This is a genomic window from Trinickia mobilis (assembly GCF_017315705.1).
Classification (GTDB): domain Bacteria; phylum Pseudomonadota; class Gammaproteobacteria; order Burkholderiales; family Burkholderiaceae; genus Trinickia_A; species Trinickia_A mobilis.
The window spans coordinates 195763-216471 of record NZ_JAFLRF010000008.1; the positions used below are offsets into that span (position 1 = coordinate 195763).

General features: G+C 62.4%; 14 protein-coding genes. 4 read left to right on the plus strand and 10 right to left on the minus strand.

Annotation, left to right across the window (positions count from 1 at the left end; translation table 11 throughout):
• Positions 1 to 79: 79 nt before the first annotated feature.
• Positions 80 to 1459: an undecaprenyl-phosphate glucose phosphotransferase gene (locus J3489_RS13840; protein ID WP_242540005.1), complete on the minus strand. Its 1380-nt coding sequence runs from the start codon at positions 1457 to 1459 to the stop codon at positions 80 to 82.
• 601 nt (positions 1460 to 2060) lie between these two features.
• Between J3489_RS13840 and J3489_RS13845 the strand changes: the two genes are divergently transcribed.
• Entirely contained in the window at positions 2061 to 2615 is a 555-nt protein-coding gene (locus J3489_RS13845; protein WP_206998898.1) for a GNAT family N-acetyltransferase, read from the plus strand.
• A 38-nt stretch (positions 2616 to 2653) separates the two neighbouring features.
• Complete coding sequence (locus J3489_RS13850; RefSeq protein WP_206998900.1) at positions 2654 to 3385, plus strand: dienelactone hydrolase family protein; 732 nt, start codon at positions 2654 to 2656, stop codon at positions 3383 to 3385.
• Between the two features lie 30 nt (positions 3386 to 3415).
• On the opposite strand, the gene J3489_RS13855 is transcribed toward J3489_RS13850, so the two are convergent.
• A complete protein-coding gene (locus J3489_RS13855) occupies positions 3416 to 4636 on the minus strand; it encodes an RtcB family protein (protein ID WP_206998902.1) in 1221 nt (406 codons plus the stop codon).
• Positions 4637 to 4963: 327 nt separating this feature from the next.
• Between J3489_RS13855 and J3489_RS13860 the strand changes: the two genes are divergently transcribed.
• Complete coding sequence (locus J3489_RS13860) at positions 4964 to 5587, plus strand: ATP-binding cassette domain-containing protein (RefSeq protein ID WP_206998904.1); 624 nt, start codon at positions 4964 to 4966, stop codon at positions 5585 to 5587.
• 13 nt (positions 5588 to 5600) lie between these two features.
• On the opposite strand, the gene J3489_RS13865 is transcribed toward J3489_RS13860, so the two are convergent.
• From J3489_RS13865 to J3489_RS13890, 6 genes are all read right to left on the minus strand, one after another.
• Positions 5601 to 7631 carry a sigma-54-dependent Fis family transcriptional regulator gene (locus tag J3489_RS13865; protein WP_242540006.1) on the minus strand — a complete coding sequence of 677 codons (2031 nt, stop codon included), beginning with the start codon at positions 7629 to 7631 and terminating at the stop codon, positions 5601 to 5603.
• A gap of 352 nt (positions 7632 to 7983) precedes the next feature.
• On the minus strand, positions 7984 to 8490 hold the full coding sequence (locus tag J3489_RS13870; RefSeq protein WP_206998905.1) for an acetone carboxylase subunit gamma: 507 nt from the start codon (positions 8488 to 8490) through the stop codon (positions 7984 to 7986).
• Positions 8491 to 8533: 43 nt separating this feature from the next.
• On the minus strand, positions 8534 to 10858 hold the full coding sequence (locus J3489_RS13875) for a hydantoinase B/oxoprolinase family protein (RefSeq protein ID WP_206998906.1): 2325 nt from the start codon (positions 10856 to 10858) through the stop codon (positions 8534 to 8536).
• Positions 10859 to 10868: 10 nt separating this feature from the next.
• Entirely contained in the window at positions 10869 to 13016 is a 2148-nt protein-coding gene (locus tag J3489_RS13880; protein WP_206998907.1) for a hydantoinase/oxoprolinase family protein, read from the minus strand.
• A 301-nt stretch (positions 13017 to 13317) separates the two neighbouring features.
• A complete protein-coding gene (locus J3489_RS13885) occupies positions 13318 to 15345 on the minus strand; it encodes a sigma-54-dependent Fis family transcriptional regulator (RefSeq protein WP_242540007.1) in 2028 nt (675 codons plus the stop codon).
• 518 nt (positions 15346 to 15863) lie between these two features.
• Positions 15864 to 16802: a LysR family transcriptional regulator gene (locus J3489_RS13890; RefSeq protein ID WP_206999038.1), complete on the minus strand. Its 939-nt coding sequence runs from the start codon at positions 16800 to 16802 to the stop codon at positions 15864 to 15866.
• 216 nt (positions 16803 to 17018) lie between these two features.
• Between J3489_RS13890 and J3489_RS13895 the strand changes: the two genes are divergently transcribed.
• The gene (locus tag J3489_RS13895) at positions 17019 to 17966 is read left to right on the plus strand and encodes a cupin domain-containing protein (protein WP_206998908.1); all 948 of its coding nucleotides are present in this window, start codon (positions 17019 to 17021) and stop codon (positions 17964 to 17966) included.
• A gap of 242 nt (positions 17967 to 18208) precedes the next feature.
• Here the strand turns inward: J3489_RS13895 and J3489_RS13900 are convergent, their stop codons facing one another.
• Both J3489_RS13900 and J3489_RS13905 read right to left on the minus strand, forming a co-directional pair.
• Positions 18209 to 19441, minus strand: a complete 1233-nt coding sequence (locus J3489_RS13900; protein WP_206998909.1) for an EAL domain-containing response regulator — start codon at positions 19439 to 19441, stop codon at positions 18209 to 18211.
• Positions 19438 to 20706, minus strand: a complete 1269-nt coding sequence (locus J3489_RS13905) for a response regulator (RefSeq protein WP_206998910.1) — start codon at positions 20704 to 20706, stop codon at positions 19438 to 19440. Before J3489_RS13905 ends, J3489_RS13900 begins: the two co-directional genes overlap by 4 nt.
• Positions 20707 to 20709 lie beyond the last annotated feature (3 nt).

Consider the following 20709-nt stretch of genomic DNA (forward strand, 5'->3'; position numbering starts at 1 on the left):
TGCATCGAGCCAGGGAGGAGGCGCTATGTCGCTACGTGAAATGCGCCCGGATAGGCGAGCCGTCATGCCGCGCAGGCGCTCAAAACGCGTTTCGCCCTACGAATCCTTTTGCCACAGTGAGGAGGAGGATTTTCATGTCGAACCAGAAGCTCCAATGCTGCATGTAGAACAGATCGAACTTGACGCGCGTCTCCATCTTTTCGAGCTTTCGCGTCTCGCCGCGATATCCGTTCACTTGCGCCCAGCCCGTGATACCCGGTTTGATCCGATAGCGGTACATATAGCCATCGACCAGGTCCTTGTACAAGTCGTCATGCTCTATTGCATGAGGCCGTGGCCCTACCACGGACATGTGGCCCATCAAAACGTTGATGAATTGCGGCAGTTCGTCGAGACTCGTACGCCGCAAGAACGCGCCGATCGACGTGAGCCTTGAATCGTTGCGCGTTGCCTGGACGACGCGGCCGGACTCACCGGCGTGGATTCTCATGGTCCGGAATTTCAAAATTTCGAACGGGCGGCCGTCGACGCCCATGCGTTTTTGCCTGAACAATGCCGGCCCCGGCGAGGACAGCATGACGAGCATCGCCAGAAAGACAAGTAGCGGCAGTAACACAATGAGCACAATCGCGGAGAATAGCCGGTCGAAGACGTACTTCGGCAACAGCTGGAACTGCTGGGTCGCGCATACGGTGACGTTGATCGACGTCATGCCGATGACTTCGGAAACAGAATGGCTGAAAAGCGATACGCTTCTCACATCCGGCAAGAAACGAAGATTGATGAAGTCGTGGCGGAATTCCCGCACGAAGCGATGAATGACGTGCTCTTCCGACAAAGGCAGCGCCAACCATATTTCGTCGACGCTTTCGCATCTCACGCGATCGGCGAATTCGCCAAAGCGCGTCATGACCTCGACACCGCATACCGGACTGGCTTCGCTTGCGCGCTCGTCGAAGAGCAATACCGGTTTAAATCCGGCATACGTGGCGCGGAGAATCTGTGCGACGATTTCGCGACTGTGACTTTCCGGCCCCACGATCGCAACGGTTTTCTGATTCATGCCCCGGCTGCGCAGCCGCCGAAGCATCAGGTGCGCGAGAATTTTTTCTGACGTGAGCGCGCCGCCCGTGAGAATGGTGGACAAGCCGAGCCAGAGGCGTGACACCACGTCCGCCCGGTGCGCGACGAATATCAGGACAACCTCCATCAGTGTCACCGTGCACCACGCGGCGAGCACTCTCCATGCCAATCGAGAAAGGGGTTGTCCGCGCCAGGAGCGGTACAGGCCAAATCCCGGAAACAGTAGAAGGACGAGGATGCAGTTGAACGCGATGATGAATCGTTCGATGTCGGCAAGATCGAGGGAGCCCTGGTGCGTCAGCATGTGCGCGAGGATGGCTCCCGACACGACCAGAAAAATATCGACCACCTCCATCGCGGTAGCCCAGACAGACATCGCTCATCTCCCTGTCATTGCCCGCGTTAGCCACAAGTCCCGTGGTCGGATGGAAAGCGTTGCGCTGCCTACGCCATTGGCGCAAACGAAGTGTCGTTGTCCGCGCTCCCGGCGAAGCGAGCGCCATCCTGCTCCCCATCGGTGACCAAAGCGAGAATCGCACCACCGCATACGATGGCTTGATACAACGCGATCTCCCCGGGTCGTGGCCGTTTCTTCCCGCGGCACGTTCAACGAGATGTTGCAGATTTGAATCGCGGTGCAAGGTAAGGGCACCTCATAGAACCGCAATTTGCGCCGGCGAATCGTAATGGTCGATGACGGGGCCGGTGCGGCGCGGCTTCCATTTGAAGCCGATCGCCATTCGCCGGCCTCGACTGCATCAAAGATGTTTCATTTCCGATTCCACTGCAACGAAAAGAGCGCGATCGAAGAGACGTGAGACGCGGGCGGCCGTCGGATTTCAATCAGCCGTACGGTTGCGAACAGAGCACCGAATGCCGAAGGCATACCGTGACTTTTGGAGGCGGTGCGCTGCGAGCAGACACAGGTCGCGATCGGCGGCACGGCGCGACGATGAACGAAGGAAGAGAGAACGGCCATGGACTGGAAATGCACCGAATTCGAACAATTGTCTACGCGAGAGCTTTACTCAATCCTGCGCATTCGCAGCACCGTGTTCGTCGTCGAATACGCGCACCCTCACCTCGACCTCGACTGCAAGGACGACCGCGCACTCCACGTCTTCGCACTCGAGCGGGAGCAGGGATTGCAGTTGGTCGCCGCTTATGCACGCCTGTTGCCTGGTGACGAGTACGACCCGGAGATCACGATCGACAGGATCGTCACCTATACGAACCGGCGCGACGACGAGACCCATGATCAGCTCGTCGCACATGCGCTTATCGCTGCCCGCACCGCCTGGCCTGGACGGCCGATCCACACCAACGTTCCCGCCGACCAGGCAGCCGTCTACGAGCGCTTCGGGTTCAGAAAAGCCGTGGGCCCGTTTCTGGAGCACGGCATGCCGTACATCAACATGGCATATCGTATGTCCTTGGTCGGGCATCATCTCCCTGCTCTGAGCTTACCTGCGGTGCAGTGGATTTCGCCGCCGGGACGATTACCGAGATCGATCGCGACCACGATCGGCTAGGGACGACAGCACGATTCCGTTCAATCGAGGAGCATCCGATGAAAGCGACGCCAGGATCCATAATTTCCTTTCGCCGACCTGACGGCCAAGAACTCCAGGGTTATTTGGCCCCCCCGCGGACGCCGGAGGGTGCGCCCGCGATCGTCGTGATTCAAGAGTGGTGGGGCTTGAACGACCAGATTCGCGGCGTGGCAGACCGGCTTGCGCAGTCCGGCTACCTCGCATTGGTACCCGATCTCTTCCGCGGCAAATCGACCGTCGAAGAGGAAGAGGCGCATCACTTGATGAACGGGCTCAACTTCGGCGAAGCGGCGAGCCAGGACATTCCCGGTGCCGTGCAGTATTTGAAGGAGCGCTGCGAGCGCGTCGCCGTGCTGGGCTATTGCATGGGCGGCGCGCTCACGCTGCTGTCGCTATGCCAGGTGCCTGAGGTATCGGCCGGCGTGGTGTGGTACGGCTTCCCTCCGCTCGAGTACCTCGACGCGTCCCGAATCAAGGCGCCGATACTCGGTCATTGGGCGACGCAGGACGCGTTCTTTGCAGCCGAGACGGTCGATGTGCTGGAAGCAAAGTTATCCGACGCGAAAGTCGACTTCGAATTTCATCGCTACCTCGCGCATCACGCGTTTGCCAACGAGACCGCGGTTGGGCCCGGCCGCATCCCGAGGACCCAATTCGATCCGGTCTGGTCGCAGTTGGCCTGGGACCGCACGCTGACCTTTTTGGGCCGCACGATGTGGCCGCAGCGTGCGAATGCCGGGGGCAACTAAGCACCATGGCGACCGCAAGCCACACAGGGCCTAACCCTTCACGCAAACCACCTGCCGCAGCGTATGCAGCACCTCGACCAGGCTCCGCTGCGCGGCCATCACGGCGTCGATGTCCTTGTAGGCCATCGGTATTTCATCGACGACCCCTGCATCCTTTCGGCACTCGACGTGCGCCGTCGCCCTGATTTGATCTTCGACCGTAAAGCGCCGTTTTGCCTCCGTTCGGCTCATCGCGCGCCCGGCGCCGTGACTGCATGAGCAGAAGCTTTCTTCGTTGCCGAGACCGCGCACGATGAAGCTTTTTGCGCCCATCGAGCCCGGAATGATGCCGAGCTCGCCTGCCCTCGCCGACACCGCCCCTTTGCGCGTCACGAACACGTCGGCGCCGAAATGCCGTTCCTTCTGCACGTAATTGTGGTGACAGTTCACCGCCTGCGCGTCGATGCCAAAGGGCGTGCCGATCGTCGCGCGCACCGCGCCGATCACGGCGCTCATCATGACCTCGCGGTTGCAGCGCGCGTAGTCCTGCGCCCAGCCGACCGCCTCCATATAGTCGTCGAAGTGCCGGCTGCCTTCCTTGAAGTACGCGAGGTCCTTGTCGGGCAGATTCGCGAGGTGCCGACGCATGTCGGCCTGAGCCAGTTCGATGAAGAGACTCCCGATCGCACTGCCCACGCCCCGCGATCCGCTGTGCAGCATGAGCCAGACGCGGTCACGTTCGTCGACGCATACCTCGATGAAGTGATTGCCGCTGCCGAGCGTGCCGACGTGCACGTAGTGATTCGTGCGCGCGAGGGAAGGATACTTGTCGACGATGCACTGAAAACCGGGGGCGAGCCGTTTCCACGCGTCGTCGACGGCCGGCGGCGGACGCGACCATGCGCCCGGATCGCGTCGCCCGCGCGAGCTGCCATGCGGCACCGCGCGCTCGATCGCGCCGCGCACGCGTGCAAGGGAGTCCGGCAGGTCCGCGGCCGTCAGCGTCGTGCGGACCGCCATCATTCCGCAGCCGATATCCACGCCCACCGCTGCCGGAATGATGGCGCCTTGCGTCGGAATCACGCTGCCGATCGTCGACCCTTTGCCCACGTGCGCGTCCGGCATGACGGCAACGTGGCGGAACACGAACGGCATGCTGGCCGTGTTTCTCAGCTGCCGACGAGCCTCATCCTCGATCGCGACGCCCTGCGTCCACATCTTCACGGGCTTGCCGCTTGCCACGTTCATCAGTTGGTAATCGAGCAGAGTCATGTCTCGGTCCGGTCGTCATGCTTCGCCAATCGGCGCCGATACCGGTGCGCGGCGTATGGCACTAGCGTGAGCCGTTTTTTCCGGTTCGACAACCGGGACGCCATGAGCGTCTTAGTCGAGCCTCCACGGCGGTTCGGTTACCGCTAAACAGTTCACGAAGACTGACCGATGGAAAATATCAGAAGTGTCGGCCTCAACGTAAAATGCGCGCATGCCCACATCACTGACGCCTCACACACTTCGAAGGCCGGCGGTTGTACGGTTCAGCTGGCCGCGATTCAAGTCGCCGTGACGAGGCATCAATTCCTCAGACTACCGTTTCCATTCATGCTTCGATTCGAAAATCTCAGCAAACGCTACGGCGATCACATCGTTTTTCAGGGACTGCGTTATGACAACGGCACGGGATGCGTCGCGTTGAACGACGAAATGGGCAGCGGCAAAACGACCTTGCTCGGTGTGCTGGCCGGCGAAATCGAGCCCGATGCGGGCGACGTGTGGCTTGCCGGCCATTCGCTGCGCACCGAGCCGCTCAAGGCGAAGTCGATGCTCGCGTACGTGCCGGACGATTGCATCGCGTATCCGCTGTTGAGCGGGCGCGCGTTTCTGGAAGAGATCGCGTCCGCGCGGCAGACCGCGCTCGATAGCGGCGTACTCGAACTTGCGAGCCGCTTCGGACTTGCCGCGCATTTGGAGAAGCGCTTCGAGCAGATGTCGTTCGGCACGCGCAAGAAGATCTTCCTGAGCGCAACCCTCCTGGGCAAGCCGGCGGCGGTCATCGCGGACGAGCCGACCGGCGGGCTCGACGCTGCTGCACGCTCGGTGCTGGTCGAGCTGTTCACCACCCTCGCGCGGGATCGCACGGTGTTTTTCTGCAGTCACGATGCCGCGTTCGTGCAAGCCTGCAGCGCAAAGACGATCAGCTTTGCCGATCTGGCGCCCCGTGCATGACACACACCGCCTCCTAACGGCCCTGGTCCCGGATTTCAACTAGCGTTCGATCCAAGCCATATTTCCTGAGCTTCTGGTACAGCGTGCTCTTCGCAATACCCAAATGCCTTGCCGCGGAGGTCAGGTTTCCGCGAGAGATGGCGATCGCGCTGCGAATCGCCCCCTGCTCCGACGCTTCCATCGTGCCCCGGCCGTCGCGGGGAAAAGGCTCTTCGCATCCGGCGTGGATCGGCTCGTCGCTCGCACGCACATCCGGTGGCAGATCCGCGAGCGTAAGGACCTCCGGGCCTGCCGTGAGAAGCATGCTTTCCACTACGTTACGAAGCTCCCGGACGTTCCCCGGCCATGAATACGCGCAGAGCGCCGCAACCACTTCGTCGTCCACCGCCGGGCTTGCCCTGCCAAGCTCCGCCGCAAATTTCCGGACCAGGTATTCCGTGAGGCGGCGAACGTCCCCCGGCCGGTCGCGCAGCGGCGGAATGCGGATGCTGGTCACCGCGACGCGATAGAAAAAGTCCATTCGAAACCGCCCTTCCGAGACCTCCTTTCTCAAGTCGCGATTGGTCGCGGCGATGAGACGAAAGGTCACCGTCCTTGGGACGTTCTCGCCAAGCCGATAGATCTCCCCCTGTTCCAGCACGCGCAGGAAATGCGGCTGTAGATCGACCGGCATTTCGCCGATCTCGTCGAGAAACAAGGTCCCGCCATTGGCGGCTTCAATCTTGCCGAGCGCGCCCCCTCGGCGTGCACCCGTGAAGGCGCCATCGCCATACCCGAATAGTTCGCTGGCAAGCAGTTCGCGTGAAAGGCCGCCGCAGTTAAGCGCGATAAAAGGCCCCTCCTTCGCTTGGCTCGCGTGGTGGATTCCCATGGCGAACAATTCCTTACCCACGCCAGTCTCGCCGAGCAGCACAACCGGCGCATGTGAACGCGCGATCTGCCGGGCCCTGTCCACGGCCTCGAGCAATGCCGGCGCTTCGCCCTGGATGCGCTCGAAGCCGGCCGTCGATCCCCCTTGGCCTTGGGTGCCGCAACCGGATGCGCGGCCGACCTTGCGCGTAGCGCTGCAGCGTGGCGCGAACGGCACGATCAGCAAGCTGCCGATGCGCCTGCCATCTTCGATCACCGGCTCGATCCAGTCGGGCTGGATCCAGTGGGGGAGATCCGTGGATGTGACACGGGTGACGGCAGCGTCCGCGGCGAGCGCCAGGATCCGTCCAGGCCGTGCGAGCGAAAAGTCGCCGCCGGCTGCCGCAATCGCTGCTTCGGCGTGCTCATTCACCTTGATCGGATAGCCGCCGTGGTCGAACACCACGGCGCCGTCGGACGCAAGCATCGCGAGGCGCCTCATGCAGCGATCCAGGAGCCGATAGCGAAGCTCCATGGTCCGCGCAGCAAGACGGCTCTCGATCCGGCTGGCAGCCGTGACGACCAGCGCCAGGCTGTGGCGATTGTAGGATTCGGACAGGCCGGACACATCGATGACGCCGATAATCGTACCGTCGCGCGGGTCGCGGATCGCATTGGCCGAGCAGGTCCAGCGCTTGATGCCGGCGCAGAAGTGTTCGGCGGAATGGATCTGCACGGGCTGGCCGACCTCGATCGCCGTGCCGATCGCGTTGGTGCCGCAGATCATCTCGTTCCAGGACGCGCCGGGCAGGAGCTGAATCCCGTGCGCCGAAGCAATGGCGGCGGGGTCGCCCTCGAGGTTCAGGATGGTGCCGGCCGGCTCGGCAAGCGCCATGACAGTTTCGGTTTGCGCAAGAAAGTCGCGTGCGTGCGCCATCACCGGAGCACTCGCCTCGACCAGATCGCGGTGACCGCGTTTCAAGGAATACAGAAGATGCTCGTCCAGCGGCGGCGGCGCATGGCCCAGCGTGGGATCCACCCGCCAATCGAGGCAGCGCTGCCATGAGGTGTCAACGAGGTGCCGCACCACACTGTGAGGCGCTTCTCCGCCGCTCAGGAAGCGTTCCCATGCAGCCATGACGACCGCTTCGTCGCCAGGGTTCGAGAACATCTGAGAGGCATCCGGCATATCCATTACTTGTCTCCTTCTCTATGCCGCCTGAGACGCAGTCTCGCCGCTTCGCAACATGGCGGACGCACTCGGCTAGGGCAAGGAAAAGGGCAAGATCGATGCCACCGCGAGAATGCCGTGGGCGCGCGCTCGGAACACGGCCGAACGTTTGATTTCCGGACGATGGCCGCACGGGTTCCGTTCGATTTCCGAACGGCCCTGATGAGCCGTTCAACGGTGCGGACAGTCCGCCCGCTGCGGCGCATCAAACGAAGTGCACGCCGCGACAGAGCCGCACTGCGGCGACGCCGATCGATCGATTGGCGTCGCCTGCGGGGAGACGCGGGCGTGAGACGATCGCGCCCTGCGCCGTGCACTAGTCAGCGTGCTCGGGAACCGGCAACTGCAGCCAATTCTTGTAGAACGCTTCGATGTCAGGCTCGAAATCGTGAATCACCGGATACCACGGCGTCGGTGCTTCGACATCGTGCATGGTCCCGCAACTCGGGCAGTAATACTCGCGGTAGACCTGCCACTGGGTGTCCGGCGCCATGAGCTTCGGATAGACCTCGAGCATCGCCTCCTCGGTGTCGCGCACATACACGTTGGCGTGCAGTTTCCAGTTTTCGCGGTAGTCGCAGAACTCGTGGCCGCAGTCGCACTTGACGAGCCAGTGTTTGCTTTTCGCGGCCTGCACGATATGCAGGTGCGGTCCGAGCGGCAAGACGATCTTGTCGGGCCACGCGACTTTCCCCTGCAACACTTCGAGATACTGACTAAATCGCTCATGATCCTTCGGCATGGACAACATGCGTACGGTCGTATCCCAGTCGAGTCGTCCATCGACCAGATTGCCGACCTGTTCTTTCGTGTAAGCAGACATTTCGCTACTCCTTGATTGCCTTCGATATCGATACCTGGGCGGATTACTCTTCAACCTGAACGACCGTGGTCACGTCGGGCAGCAACGAGAGATCCATACGGTACTTCGAGCCGTAGGACGGCACGTCCAGTTCCGCCTCGGTCATGTTCCAGTCGGCAGGCAGGTCCCAGAACTTCCTGAAGTCGTTGAGGAATTTTTGCGACAACCCGAAGCTGGTCGCGAACATGTGACGCACCGGGCGCGACGCATGTTTGGTGAGGACGCGCTCGCGCTCTTCCTTCATCCATTCCCGCGTCGGCAACGAGCGGGCAAGCCGCTCCTTGCGGAGTTCGCCGCGGCGCTTCACGGTCTTTTTCGCATCGACTGTCCAGATTCCCGTTGCGTCCTGCGATAGCGCTGCGCCGTACACCTTCTCGGCAAATTCGGGGAGCAGGAAACCGTTGTTGAGATCCTTCGCGATGGCCTCTATTTCGCGGTCGAGCGGATCGCCGAAGCCCGGACCTCCGCGCAGGTAATTGAGGTACAGGTCGTGGTTTTCGTAGCAATCCTCCGTCGTCATGCATTGCTTGTCGCGCTTGACCCTGGAAGTCGCATCGATGTGCCGCTCGTAATCCGGTGCGTCGGGATTCGTGTCGCCGCCGAGCGGCAGCGAAAGTCCCTGCGCGATGCGCTCTTTCAGGCCGGTCTGGTGCGCTTCGAAGCGGTAGCCGGTGGCAGACGGATAGCCGCCCATGAACCCCCAGTCGCTGTTCATGTAGCCATTGCCCATGAAGAACATGGTCCAGTCCTGGGCCTTCCAGACCATGCGCAGCGTTTCGAAACCACACCCGCCGCGGTATTTGCCATAGCCGCCGGAATTGGCTTTGACGTTGCGCCCGAGATAGAGCAACGGCTCGGCCATCTCCCAGATCTCGATGTCGCCCATGTCGCCTTCCGGGTTCCAGATCGCCGCGGCGTGATTGAGGCCGTCCTTGATCGCGCCGGCGCCCGTGCCGCACGACGAGGCCTCGAAGCTGTTGACCGCGTGCACCTCGCCGTCCTGGTTGATGCCGCCGCCTTGCAGCCAGTTCGACGTATTGGCGTTGCCGGCATTGACTTCTTCCAGATAGCCGCGGCTGAAGTACGCCTGGCCGAGCCCCCGCCACAGGGCGCTCCACCCCGATACCAGGAAGTGCCATGCATAGGCGTGGCCGGTGCGGCGATCGTCGGGATTCATCCAGGTGCCCTTGGGCAAGCGGAACTCGGTGCCGAAGTAGGCGCCGTCGTTGATCCGCTGGGTCGGCACCAGGGTCTGCGTCATCATCACCCAGATGCCGCTCGTGAACGCCACATGGTGGGCGTTATACGTGTGCCACCCCCAGCGGCTCGCCCCTTCGAAATCGAGCCGCCACGTGGCATCGGGCCGGATCGTCATTTCCACCGGCGAGTGCATGATGGTGTCGATCTTGGCGAAGGCCGACGGCGTCTGGATATCGTCGTGGGCGTACGGCACATCCACAAAGGAGACCTTGCGATATTTGCCGGGCAGCGTCATCGCCTTGATGCGGCTTTGCAACCCGCGACGGCCCTCTTCGATGACCTCGTAGCTGAACTTCTCGTAGGCTTCAAATCCTTCGGTGGCGATGATCTCTTCCACCATGTCGCGGATCATGTGGCAACCCGCGATCCGGGTGCGCTCGTCGAGGATCCAGTACTTCGGCGTGCGCACCGAGCGCTGGCTTTCGTGAAGCCAGTCGCGCAGCGGCTTGTCGTTCACGCCCGTCTTCCGGCAAGTGATCTGGTAGCCGTCGCCGAAGCGTTGGACCTGGCCCGTCGACATGGAGCCCGGCGTCACGGCACCGGTGTCGATCACGTGCGTCACCCCGCCCACCCAGCCGATGAGCTTGCCGGCCCAGAAGATCGGCACGATCGTCGCAATGTCGCAAGGGTGCACGTTGCCGATCGAGCAGTCGTTGTTGGTGAACATATCCCCCGGATTGATGCCCGGGTTGTCCTCCCAATTGTTCTCGATCATGTATTTGATCGCGGCGCCCATCGTGCCGACGTGAATGATGATGCCGGTGGAGGTCAGCACGCAGTCGCCGACCGCGTTATACAGCGTGAAGCACAGTTCCCCTTCCTGCTCCACGATCGGCGACGCCGCGATCTTCTTTGCGGTTTCGCGAGCGTGCACGAGACCGCCGCGTATCTTGGAGAACAGCTTCTCGTAGCCGATCGGGTCCTTCTCGCGCAACTCGAGCCGGGCGAGCCCGTTGTAATGGCCCGTTTTGGCGGTGCGCTCCATGATCTCGGCGCGGAACGCTTTCAGCGTCTTGCCGTTGGCCAGCAGATCGGCCTGGCCGACTTCCTTGGGTGACATGAGGTTCATTGCGGTCTCCTTACTTCGCTTCTTGCAGATGGAACAGACGATGCTTGTCGAGCGTGGTTTCGAAACCGTCGGGCACGACGAAGGTGGTGGATGCGGACTCGATGATGGCCGGCCCCACGATGTGGTTACCCGCCAGGAGCGACTCCATCTGCCAGAGTTCGGCTTCGACCCACTTCTTGTGGCGATAGAACGGGCGCTTGCCCAGATACGCCGACTTGGGCGGTACGACGCCCGCCTCGGGGTCCTCCGGCAGCACGGGCTTCTGTGTGGCGACAAGGCCGCGCATGATCGCGCCGGTGGCGCTGAAGCCCAGTTCCGGCGACCGTGCAGAACTCGCGTACACCCTTGAGTAGGTTTCCTCGAACGCGTCGGTGATCTTCTTCCAGTCCGCGGCAGTGGCAGCGCCGCTGATGGGCGAAGTGATCTCCAGATCGTTCAGTTGTCCCATGTACTGCATCCGGTAGCCGGGCAACAGGGTGATGTCTTCCAGCTTGAAGCCGTTGATGACGAACTCCTCGACGACCTTGTCGGCCAATTCCTTCCACGCTTCCTGGATGACCGAGCAGGCCGCCGCTTTCTGTTCGTCGGGCGCGTCCGGCGCGACCGCGATATCCACGCTCTTGTCGTAGCGGTACTCGAAGTCGGCGCAAGCGCAACCGAACGCAGAAAATCCGGCTGCCCATGCGGGGACGATCACGTCCTTGAAGCCCAGGCCTTCCGTATATCCGTAGGTATGCACCGGCCCCGCGCCGCCGTACGAGAAGCACACAAAATCCGTCGGGTTGTAGCCCTTCGCGCTGATGTTGGCGCGCAGGTACTCGTGCAGGCTGAGATCGAGCAGTTCGATCACGCCCGCCGCGGCATCTTCCACGGAGAGGCCAAGCGGATCGGCGATCTGGGCTTTGATGTGTTGCCGTGCGCGTTCGACGTCGAGCTTGATGGCGCCGCCGAGGAAGTTGTGAGGGTTGAGATAACCGAGCACCACATGGCAGTCGGATACCGACACCGTATCCAGCCCGCTTTCCGGCCAGCACGTGCCGACGCGATAGCCCGCACTGTCCGGCCCGAGCTTGATGGAGCCGCTATAGGGATCGAGCCGCACGAAGCTGCCGGCACCCGCGCCCACCGAATCCATCGCCACCAGTGGCAGCGACAGCACGAGGCGGGCCATGTCCGGATCGGATGCGATCGCAAAGTTGCCCTTGGTGATCAGCGCCATGTCGAAACTGGTGCCGCCGATATCGCTGCATGCGATGTTCTCGTAGCCCAGTCTTTCGCCGAGCAGCCGCGAGCCGATGACCCCCCCGATCGGACCGGAGACGATCGTGCGTGCGAGTTCCTTGGCCTTCCAGCTGATCGTCCCCCCGTGCGTGGCCATCACCCGCAGATCGAACTTGGCACCGTGCTTCCTGAAGCGGTCGCTGACCTTCTGCAGCGTCTGCCGTGACGGTTCAGCCGCGTACGCTTCGAGAATGGTCGTATTCGTGCGATGGCTTTCCTTGCGCGACGGGTAGTAGTCGACTGATGCAAAGACCGGGATGTCCGAGCCGATCTTCGTCAGTTCGTCACGACAGATATCGCGAGCGCGTTTTTCGCTCGACTCGTTCTTGTGGGACTGCAGGAGACAAATGGCGATCGCCTTCGATCCGGCGGTCACGAGTTCCCGTGTCGCCTTGCGCACTTCCTCTTCGCGCAGGGGAATCACAATTTCGCCCTGAACATCGGTGCGCTCCGTGACGCCCCGGGTACGCGAAAGCGGGACCAGCGGTTCGTCGTAGCGGTGCGTGTTGAGGTGGATCCGTTCTTCCAGCGCGTATCCGAGATAACTCTGGATGGCCCGCCCCATGGAATGAATCTGCTCGAAGCCTCGATTGCAAATGAGCCCGACGTCCAGCCCCTTGCGCTGAACTACGCGATTGAGCATCGCCGTACCGGAATAGACGCAGGTCACCAGTTCGGGATAAACCTCGTCCACTTCGCGCGCCCACTGGGTCAGTGCGTCTTTGGACGACTCCAGGATCGCCAACGACTCGTCAGCGGGATTGCTTTGAGCTTTTCCAACGACGAAGCGGCCATCCGAACGCACGAAGAAGGTATCGGTCATCGTGCCGCCGGCATCGATGCCCAGTACCTGGACGTGTGAAAGTTGCTGTTCCATTAGTGTCTCCAGCTCTCCTTGATTGAACATCGCCTCAACGCGGAGGCGCGATTCGAAGCGCGTGTTGCGATTCGCTTCGGGGGAGCTAAAGGCAAGGGCTATGCCACAGACTGCCGAATCGGCGTCCGATCGGCAAACGACTGAATGGATTAGCTTTTCGGAGGGCAGCCGGCGCGCTCGCGGCGGACGGGACGTTCGCGCAACGGCCGGTTCCTGAACGGTCGGCCGTCTCGAGAGCGGAATTCGAACGCCGGCATGACGGTGAGTGTGACGCGCGAGAAGCCGTAGACCGTATTCAACGTCATCGGCTGACGCGCCGGGTGACGCTAAGGTCGCGCGCCAAGGCGTACTTCCGGATCTTCTGATACAGCGTGCTTTTTGCTATGCCGAGCTGCGCGGCCGCCAGAGTCAGGTTGCCCTGACTTTGCTGGATCGCAAGGCGAATCGACTCTGCTTCTGCCGTTTCCAGCGAGCGGACCTTTTGGCGCGCAAGCGCAGCCAGCCCGGAGGACGCCGCATCTCGAACGCCTCCAGGAGAAATGGCCGAAGCGCCGATTTCCGGCGGCAGCTCGGCGACTGTCATGATTCCGTCGCGGGCCATGAGCACCGCGCCTTCGATCGCATTTCGCATTTCGCGGACGTTGCCGGGCCAGGCGTAGTTCAGCAGGCATTCATACGCCGCGTCGTCGAAGACGGCATGGGTTACGCCGTACCGTTCGCGCGAGACACTCAACCAGTGCTCGATGATCTCGGGCAAATCCGTCTTGCGTTCGCGCAACGGCGGTATCGAGATGTTCGTGACCGCCAGCCGGTAATACAGATCCATGCGGAATTTCCCGTCGGCGACGTCTGCACGCAGGTCGCGATGCGTTGCGGCGATCAGACGGAAGCTGACCTTGCGAGCCGTGTTTTCGCCCAACCGGTATATCTCCCCTTCTTCCAGCACACGCAGCAAATGCGGCTGGATGTCTAGCGGCATTTCGCCGATCTCGTCGAGGAACAGCGTGCCGTGATTCGCCGCTTCGATCTTCCCTGTCATGCCTGACCTGCGTGCGCCAGTGAATGCGCCTTCTGCATAACCAAACAACTCGCTGCTCAACAAATCGCGGGACAGGCCGCCGCAGTTCAGCGCGACGAACGGGCCGTCCGCCCTCGAGCTGGCTTGATGAATGCCTTGCGCGAACAACTCCTTGCCAACGCCGGTTTCGCCCAGCAGCAGTACCGGGACCGAGGCTTTGGCCAGTTGCTGCGCCTTCTGGACAGCCGCCCGCAGTGCAGGGCTCGTGCCGACAATGCGAGAGAACGCCGCGCGAGACGTGGAGTCGGCGGCCGGCATCGCGTCGGACAACGCAGCGGGGCGCCGGCTGGCAGCCGGCGCAATCAACATGAAGCCGAGCGTATCCGCGCCTTCAGTGACTCGTTCGATGCTTGCAAGGCGCAGCCACGCCGGTGATTGCGGCGACATGGCGCCACCGGCAATCCTGGCGATGTCCGGGATCGGAAAAGCGTTGTCCAGTGCGCCTGATGCGCCAAGCCGCGCAAAGGCGGCTGACGCCTGCGGGTTGGCTCTGACGAGACGTCCGCACTCGTCCACCACGACGACGCCGTCCGTACGACCGGAGCAATAAGCCATGCAACGCTCCATCAGACGCAGGCGGCGCTCCATTGCGAACTTGCCGAGCCGGCCCTCGATGCGTCCGGCCATCGAGACGATGAACGCCAGGCTATGCTGGCTGTAGGCTTGCGCAAGCCCAGAAGCATCGAGTACGCCGAGCACGGTGCCGTCGAGCGGATCGCGGATCACCGTAGCAGAGCACGTCCACTGCTTGATGCCCGCGCAGAAATGCTCGGAACCATGGATCTGCACCGGCTGCTGCAAAGCGAGGGCGGTACCGATCGCGTTGGTGCCGCAACTGAGCTCGGTCCAGTTGCAACCCGGTATCAACCGGACCTCGCCTGCGGGTTCGACGATGCGCGTGTCGCCGGCCAGTTCGAGGATCATGCCGTCCGGATCCGCGAGCAGCAGAATGGTCCCCGTCTGCGAAAGGAACTCGCGTGTCTGCTGGATAAGCGGCACGCTGGCATGCATCAGGCGGTCGTTCCTCACGCGCAAGTCGAACAGCGCCCCTTCCTCCAGCGGCGCCGGGGCGCCTGCCGAATCGGGAGCCACCCGGCCGTCGAGGCAGCGATGCCAGGAATCGTCAACGACCCCACGTATGACGCCGGAGGGCGGGTTGTCACCTTGAATCAAACGCTCCCACGCCTGCATGACGCTGGCGTCCCGATCCGGACTTGAAAACCAGTCCATTGGCGTGCCTGTCTCTTTCATGCTGTCTCCGTGTGAGCGCGGACCTGCGTCTAGATTCTATGCGCGAAATACAGCACCGTCCGAAAATCGAACGCTTTGCGCAGCCGGCACCCGTTCAAGCGCCGGCCAACTGACAGAAATATCCATGAAATCAATGCCTTGATATCACAGCCGCGAGACTGGCATGACCCCTGCGTTTAGCTGGGCGAAAGCGAGCCGCGAGCGAGTTTCCGCGCTCGGTTTCGTAGCAGAAATGCGCTCGCCATTGCGCGAGGGGAAAGAAGTCGAAGGAGAAGACGATGAACGCCGGTCAGAGGTCTCTGCGTTTGCTGGTCGAAAAGTGGCTGGCGCCCACGCCGGCGATCCCGGCTCACGTCACGCGGTTTAGTCGCACTGGTGCGAATCAAGGACGCTATGTGCGCGTCGAAGTGTTGCATCCGACCGGCTTGCTTGCGTTTTTTTTCTTCAGGCACGATGACGGGTCGTGGTGTGTATTCCCCCCCGGCACTGAAAGGCCGACCTTGAGAGTGTGATCCGCTTTAATCACTGAGTGTCGTGCCCCAGTAACCTTTGCGGTTGAAGACTTCCGCATAGAAATCGATGAAAGCCCGCACTTTCGACGACACCGTCTTCTTCGGCGGATAAACCGCCCATATGGCAGGTACCGCCTTCGTCGGCTGCGCCTCCCATTCGGGCAACAGCCGAACCAGCTTGCCGTCGCGCAATGCGTCGCCGGCCGCCCATGTCGGAAGCAACGCAATGCCGCGCCCTGCCATCGCGAGCTCCAGCACAGCCTCCGTATCATCGACGCGCAGCCGCCCATGCAGAACCACCGACGCTTCTTCCGGCTTCGTCCCGCGCACGCGATTGACGAGCAGCCAGCGGTCGTCCGTCGTGAGCGGAAAACGCAGCACGTCATGCGCCTCCAGTTCCGCGGGCGAGGCAGGCGCGTCGCGATGCGCGACATAGGCGGGACTTGCGCAGACGATGCGTCGATGCGCCGCCAGTTGCCGCGCCATCAGTTGCGAGTCGGGCAAAGTGCCGATGCGGATCGCGAGATCGATGCGCGACTCGATGATGTTGAGCACCTCGTCAGTCATGACGACATCGACGTCGATCTTCGGATAGCGGTCCATGAAGTCGGGCAGGTGCCGGATCACGTGCCGGCGGCCAAACGAACAAGGCATCGTCACGCGCAAGAGTCCGCGCGGCGAGCGATTGAGTGACGAGGTGACTTCGCGCGCCTCATCGAGGCTCTTGACGACCACGAGCGCCTGCTCGCGAAACACGCGTCCACCTTCGGTGAGGACGAGCCCCCGGGTGGATCGGTTGAACAGCGCAATGCCCAGGTCGCTTTCGAGCTCGCTGATGTGCCGGGAGACTGTCGACGTCTTCACCTCGATCCTCACCGCCGCCTTGCTGAAGCTCCCCAGCTCTGCGGCGCTAAGGAATGCGCGTATTGCAGCGAAGTAATCCATGTGCAGAAAGTCTGGCGTGGCGGCGACCTGCGCAGTGTAGAGCAACACGGCAGCTTCAGTTATCCCCTTTCTGCAAAGCTGATTTCCGGGTAGCGCGATTCTGGCGCGCCGGGATTGCTCCTAAAGTCCAGCCAACGCCGGTATGCATCGACATGCGGTCGTTTGCACCGGCGCAGTTTGCTGTGCAGAGCAGGAATCATTTCCAGGAGCCCAATCATGTTAGACAAAACGATACCGTCGACCCTTCAGCCGAATGGCGAAGCGGTCACGCGAGATGCGGAATATTTTGAATACACCTCGTCGGCAAACCCCATTGGCGCGAAGCTGATCTCACGTGTGCCGTATCGGTCCTTCCATGCGTCGCTGTATAACGACGGTCCGACGCGCATCGTGCCGTTGGACCTGTCCGCCGAGCTGGGTTGCGGCTACCCGGCAACGGGTCCTGGCCTGATGGCCAATTTCCTGCGCATCGTCGCGGGCGAAAAGTTCTCGGTCAATCCGAATGCGACCTCGCAAGTGTTCTACGTGCTGGAAGGCACCGGCACGGTCACGCAGCAGGACGTGGCCTTCCAGTTCGGCAAGGGAGACTTCTTCTCGCTGCCCGGCGGCGGCGAGACGGTGCTGGCTGCCGATACGACCGCACGAATCTACTACGTGAACGATGGTCCGCTGCTGAATTATCTGGGCGCCGAGGTCGCGCGCGCCCGCTTCGCGCCAACGCTCTATCCTGGCGCAAGGGCGAAGGCCGAGCTCGACAAGGTCGCGAGCGCACCGGGCGCCCAGCGGCGTAACCGGGTAAGCGTATTGCTCGGCAACACGCACTTTCCGCAGACCCGTACCGTGACCCACTCGATGTGGGCGATGTTCGGAATGGTCGCCCCGAACAGCACGCAGAAGCCGCACCGCCACCAGTCGATCGCACTCGACTTCATCCCTGCCTGCAAGCCCGGTGTTTACACGCTGGTCGGCACCGAGCTGGACGCCGAAGGCAACATCGTCGATCCGGTACGTGTGGACTGGACGCCGGGCATGGCATTCGTGACGCCGCCGGGCTACTGGCACGCTCACTTTAACGAGTCGGACGACGTGGCCTACGTCATTCCGTTGCAGGACGCAGGCCTGCAAACCTACCTGCGCGCGCTCGACATCCGGTTCGCGCGCTAGTCGCCAACCCAAGGCAGGCGACGCGCGACGTATCACCCTATTTCCTTCGCTTCGACCGCCGCGAGCGGCGATGTGACCGTCAATCCAAATCCCTGCCCGGGCGCCGTGCCGATGCGGATCTCGCCCCCGAGCCGTGCGGCGCGCTCGCGCATGCCGAGAACGCTTTGACGAGCCAGTCGATCGCTCGCGCTTCGCCTTCAAACAGTCGAACTCCAATAGGAAGTTATGCGGCTGTGATGAATTCAAATAGAAGCTTCCGCCAAGAGATCCGGCAATCGAGTCCGCCAGTCCGCGGCCCAGCGCGGCAGGTCGTCCGCAGGCATCGGCCGGGCGATGAAGAATCCCTGCGCTACTTCGCATCGGGTGGTCCGAACGAACGTCCAATCCTCGACATTCTCAACGCCCGTTGCGACGGTTCGGATGCCGAGCCGATTGGCGAGCGTGACGCTCGCCTCGACGATCGCTCGCTGCGACGCATCGCGCAGCGCGCCTTGCACGAAACTCCTGTCGATCTTCAATTCGTCGAACGGCACGTCGCGAAGCTGCGACAGTGAGGACTGGCGAGTGCCGAACTCGTCCATCGAAACGCTCGCACCCTTCAGGCGCAGTCTCGTCAAGACGTCGAGCGACGCCACGCGGTCGCCCGTGAGCCGCGTTTCGGTCACTTCGACCACCAGGTCGGACAGCTCGGCGCCGGCGTCCTCCGCGATTCGCGCGACCGCCTCCGGAAATTGCAGTGTCTTCAGGCTGTCCATCGAGCAATTGATGGCGATCTTGAAGTGCGGCGAGAACAGCTTCTTCCACTCCTGCGCGCAGGCTAGCGCCGCTTTGAGAAGTCCGTGCGTCAGCTCGTCGATGAACCGATGCTCCTCGGCAACGCCGATGAAGCAAGCCGGTGCGATCAGGCCCAGCCGGGGGTGCCGCCACCGGACGAGCGCCTCGGCCCCGACGATGGCACCCGTCGCCGTTGCGACCTTGGGCTGGTAGTAGTTGACGATCTCGCCGTTTGAAATGGCCGCCTTCAGGTCTTCCGGCGCGAAGTCAAACGCACCGCTATGTTCCGCGGGCTTGCCCGCGCTCTGAGGCACGCCGCTCAGGCACTCCCGCAACTGTTCCTGGGTCAGCGGCTTCGTCAGCGAACCCAGCACGCGCAGCCCTTGGGCCGATGCGAGCCGCTCGGCGCTTTTCAAGAGCTGTGGGTTCTCGCCGCTCACCAGCATGAGATTGCCTTCATAGCGCGCTCTCGCAAGCAGCCGTACGAATTCGACGCCGTCCATTTCCGGCATTTGCAGGTCGCTGCAGACCAGGTCGATCGATTCGCCGCCATCTTCGAGCATCGCGAGCGCTTCCTGCGCGCGCTGGCATGAAAACACCTCTTCGAAGCCCAGCTGATTCAGTTGCCGCGACAGCAGCTTCAATGCGAACGGCTCGTCGTCGACGATGAGGACCTTGGTGGCGCGCGCGGGAGTGTTCATGATGTCGGCCGGCCGGCGTTCCTGTGGTCGGCCGGCTTCGCATCGGCGTGGCTCGGCAACGGCATCGCCGATACGCTCGGAGACGCGGCAATGCCGCCCTCGGGCTGAGTCGATCCATCGACGCTGCCCGGCAGGAACGTCTTGAGCTTATCGAGCAGGATCGCCCGATCGAAGGGTTTGACGAGAAAATCCGCTGCGCCGGCCGTCAAGCTTTCCATCACGATCGCCTTCTGGCTGTGTCCCGTCGTAATGATCACGGGGATCTCGGCGAATTGTTCGACCGCCTTGAGCCGGCGCGTGACTTCGACGCCGTTGAGATCGGGCAGCTCCACGTCCATGAACACGAGATCGGGGCGCCGCTTCCACATCATGGCGAGCGCTTCCGCGCCGCTGGCCGCAAAAGCCAGATCGACCTCTGCGCCGGAAAGCAGCTTGTGCAGCAGCTTGCGCTGGAAATCGTCGTCGTCCACGGCGAGGACCACGGGGCGCATGCGCTCGGCGAGGCCGCGCATCGTTCGCGCCGCCTCGAGTTGCGGGGCGATGGCGCCGGTCAGGTTCCCGATCACCCGGCGCAGCGCTTCGACCGAAGCCCCCACCGATCGGAGCTGCTGCCGCAAGTCGGCCGAGGCCGGGGCGGGCTCGCTGTTCGCATCGGACGTCCCGGCCCCGCGGGCCGGTCCGGCCTTGGCATCCGGCGCCAGACCGAACGCGAAGTCCACCGCGCGCTCGGCGGCAATGGCCGCGGCCGTGGTGTTGTCGATTTCCTGCGCGAACTGCCGCGTGAATTCGGCCAATTTCGGCTCGAGCGTCGCCATGCGCCGTGCATGGGCAGCGAGTTGTCCGGGCATCACGGCATCGGGCGACAGAGGCTCCAGCAAGCGCACGGCGTGATGCACGGCCATTCTCAGCCGCGGCGCGTCGTTCGTCACCGGCCAGAACAGCACGTAGTCGTCGAATTGCTGCTTCTTGCAAAGGTCGTAGACGCGCCAGAGATCGTCCTTGTTGCACAAGATGATCGTCTTGTGCGGGACGGTATGGATGACTTTGCTGAGCCGGTACAGGCCGAGGTAATAGCGCTCGGCTTCTTCGAGCGTATCGAAGCTGAGAATCAGGATCGACGGCAGATGCTTCTCGAAGTCCGACACCGCGAATTCCGGTTTCGTCGACAAGCGGACGTTGTCGAATTCGTCGGCGAGCAGACGCGCGACCAGCTCGGCGTCCGCGCTCGCATGGGTGGCTACCAGGATCGAGGGACTGCGTTTCATTCG

Excerpts from the sequence above, each read along its gene's own strand:
- J3489_RS13870 (WP_206998905.1), bottom strand. The coding sequence starts at position 8,490 with ATGTCTGCTTACACGAAAGAACAGGTCGGCAATCTGGTCGATGGACGA.
- J3489_RS13865 (WP_242540006.1), bottom strand. The coding sequence starts at position 7,631 with ATGGATATGCCGGATGCCTCTCAGATGTTCTCGAACCCTGGCGACGAA.
- J3489_RS13860 (WP_206998904.1), top strand. The coding sequence starts at position 4,964 with ATGCTTCGATTCGAAAATCTCAGCAAACGCTACGGCGATCACATCGTT.
- J3489_RS13885 (WP_242540007.1), bottom strand. The coding sequence starts at position 15,345 with ATGAAAGAGACAGGCACGCCAATGGACTGGTTTTCAAGTCCGGATCGG.
- J3489_RS13905 (WP_206998910.1), bottom strand. The coding sequence starts at position 20,706 with ATGAAACGCAGTCCCTCGATCCTGGTAGCCACCCATGCGAGCGCGGAC.
- J3489_RS13845 (WP_206998898.1), top strand. The coding sequence starts at position 2,061 with ATGGACTGGAAATGCACCGAATTCGAACAATTGTCTACGCGAGAGCTT.
- J3489_RS13840 (WP_242540005.1), bottom strand. The coding sequence starts at position 1,459 with ATGTCTGTCTGGGCTACCGCGATGGAGGTGGTCGATATTTTTCTGGTC.
- J3489_RS13875 (WP_206998906.1), bottom strand. The coding sequence starts at position 10,858 with ATGAACCTCATGTCACCCAAGGAAGTCGGCCAGGCCGATCTGCTGGCC.
- J3489_RS13890 (WP_206999038.1), bottom strand. The coding sequence starts at position 16,802 with ATGGATTACTTCGCTGCAATACGCGCATTCCTTAGCGCCGCAGAGCTG.
- J3489_RS13895 (WP_206998908.1), top strand. The coding sequence starts at position 17,019 with ATGTTAGACAAAACGATACCGTCGACCCTTCAGCCGAATGGCGAAGCG.
- J3489_RS13880 (WP_206998907.1), bottom strand. The coding sequence starts at position 13,016 with ATGGAACAGCAACTTTCACACGTCCAGGTACTGGGCATCGATGCCGGC.
- J3489_RS13855 (WP_206998902.1), bottom strand. The coding sequence starts at position 4,636 with ATGACTCTGCTCGATTACCAACTGATGAACGTGGCAAGCGGCAAGCCC.
- J3489_RS13900 (WP_206998909.1), bottom strand. The coding sequence starts at position 19,441 with ATGAACACTCCCGCGCGCGCCACCAAGGTCCTCATCGTCGACGACGAG.
- J3489_RS13850 (WP_206998900.1), top strand. The coding sequence starts at position 2,654 with ATGAAAGCGACGCCAGGATCCATAATTTCCTTTCGCCGACCTGACGGC.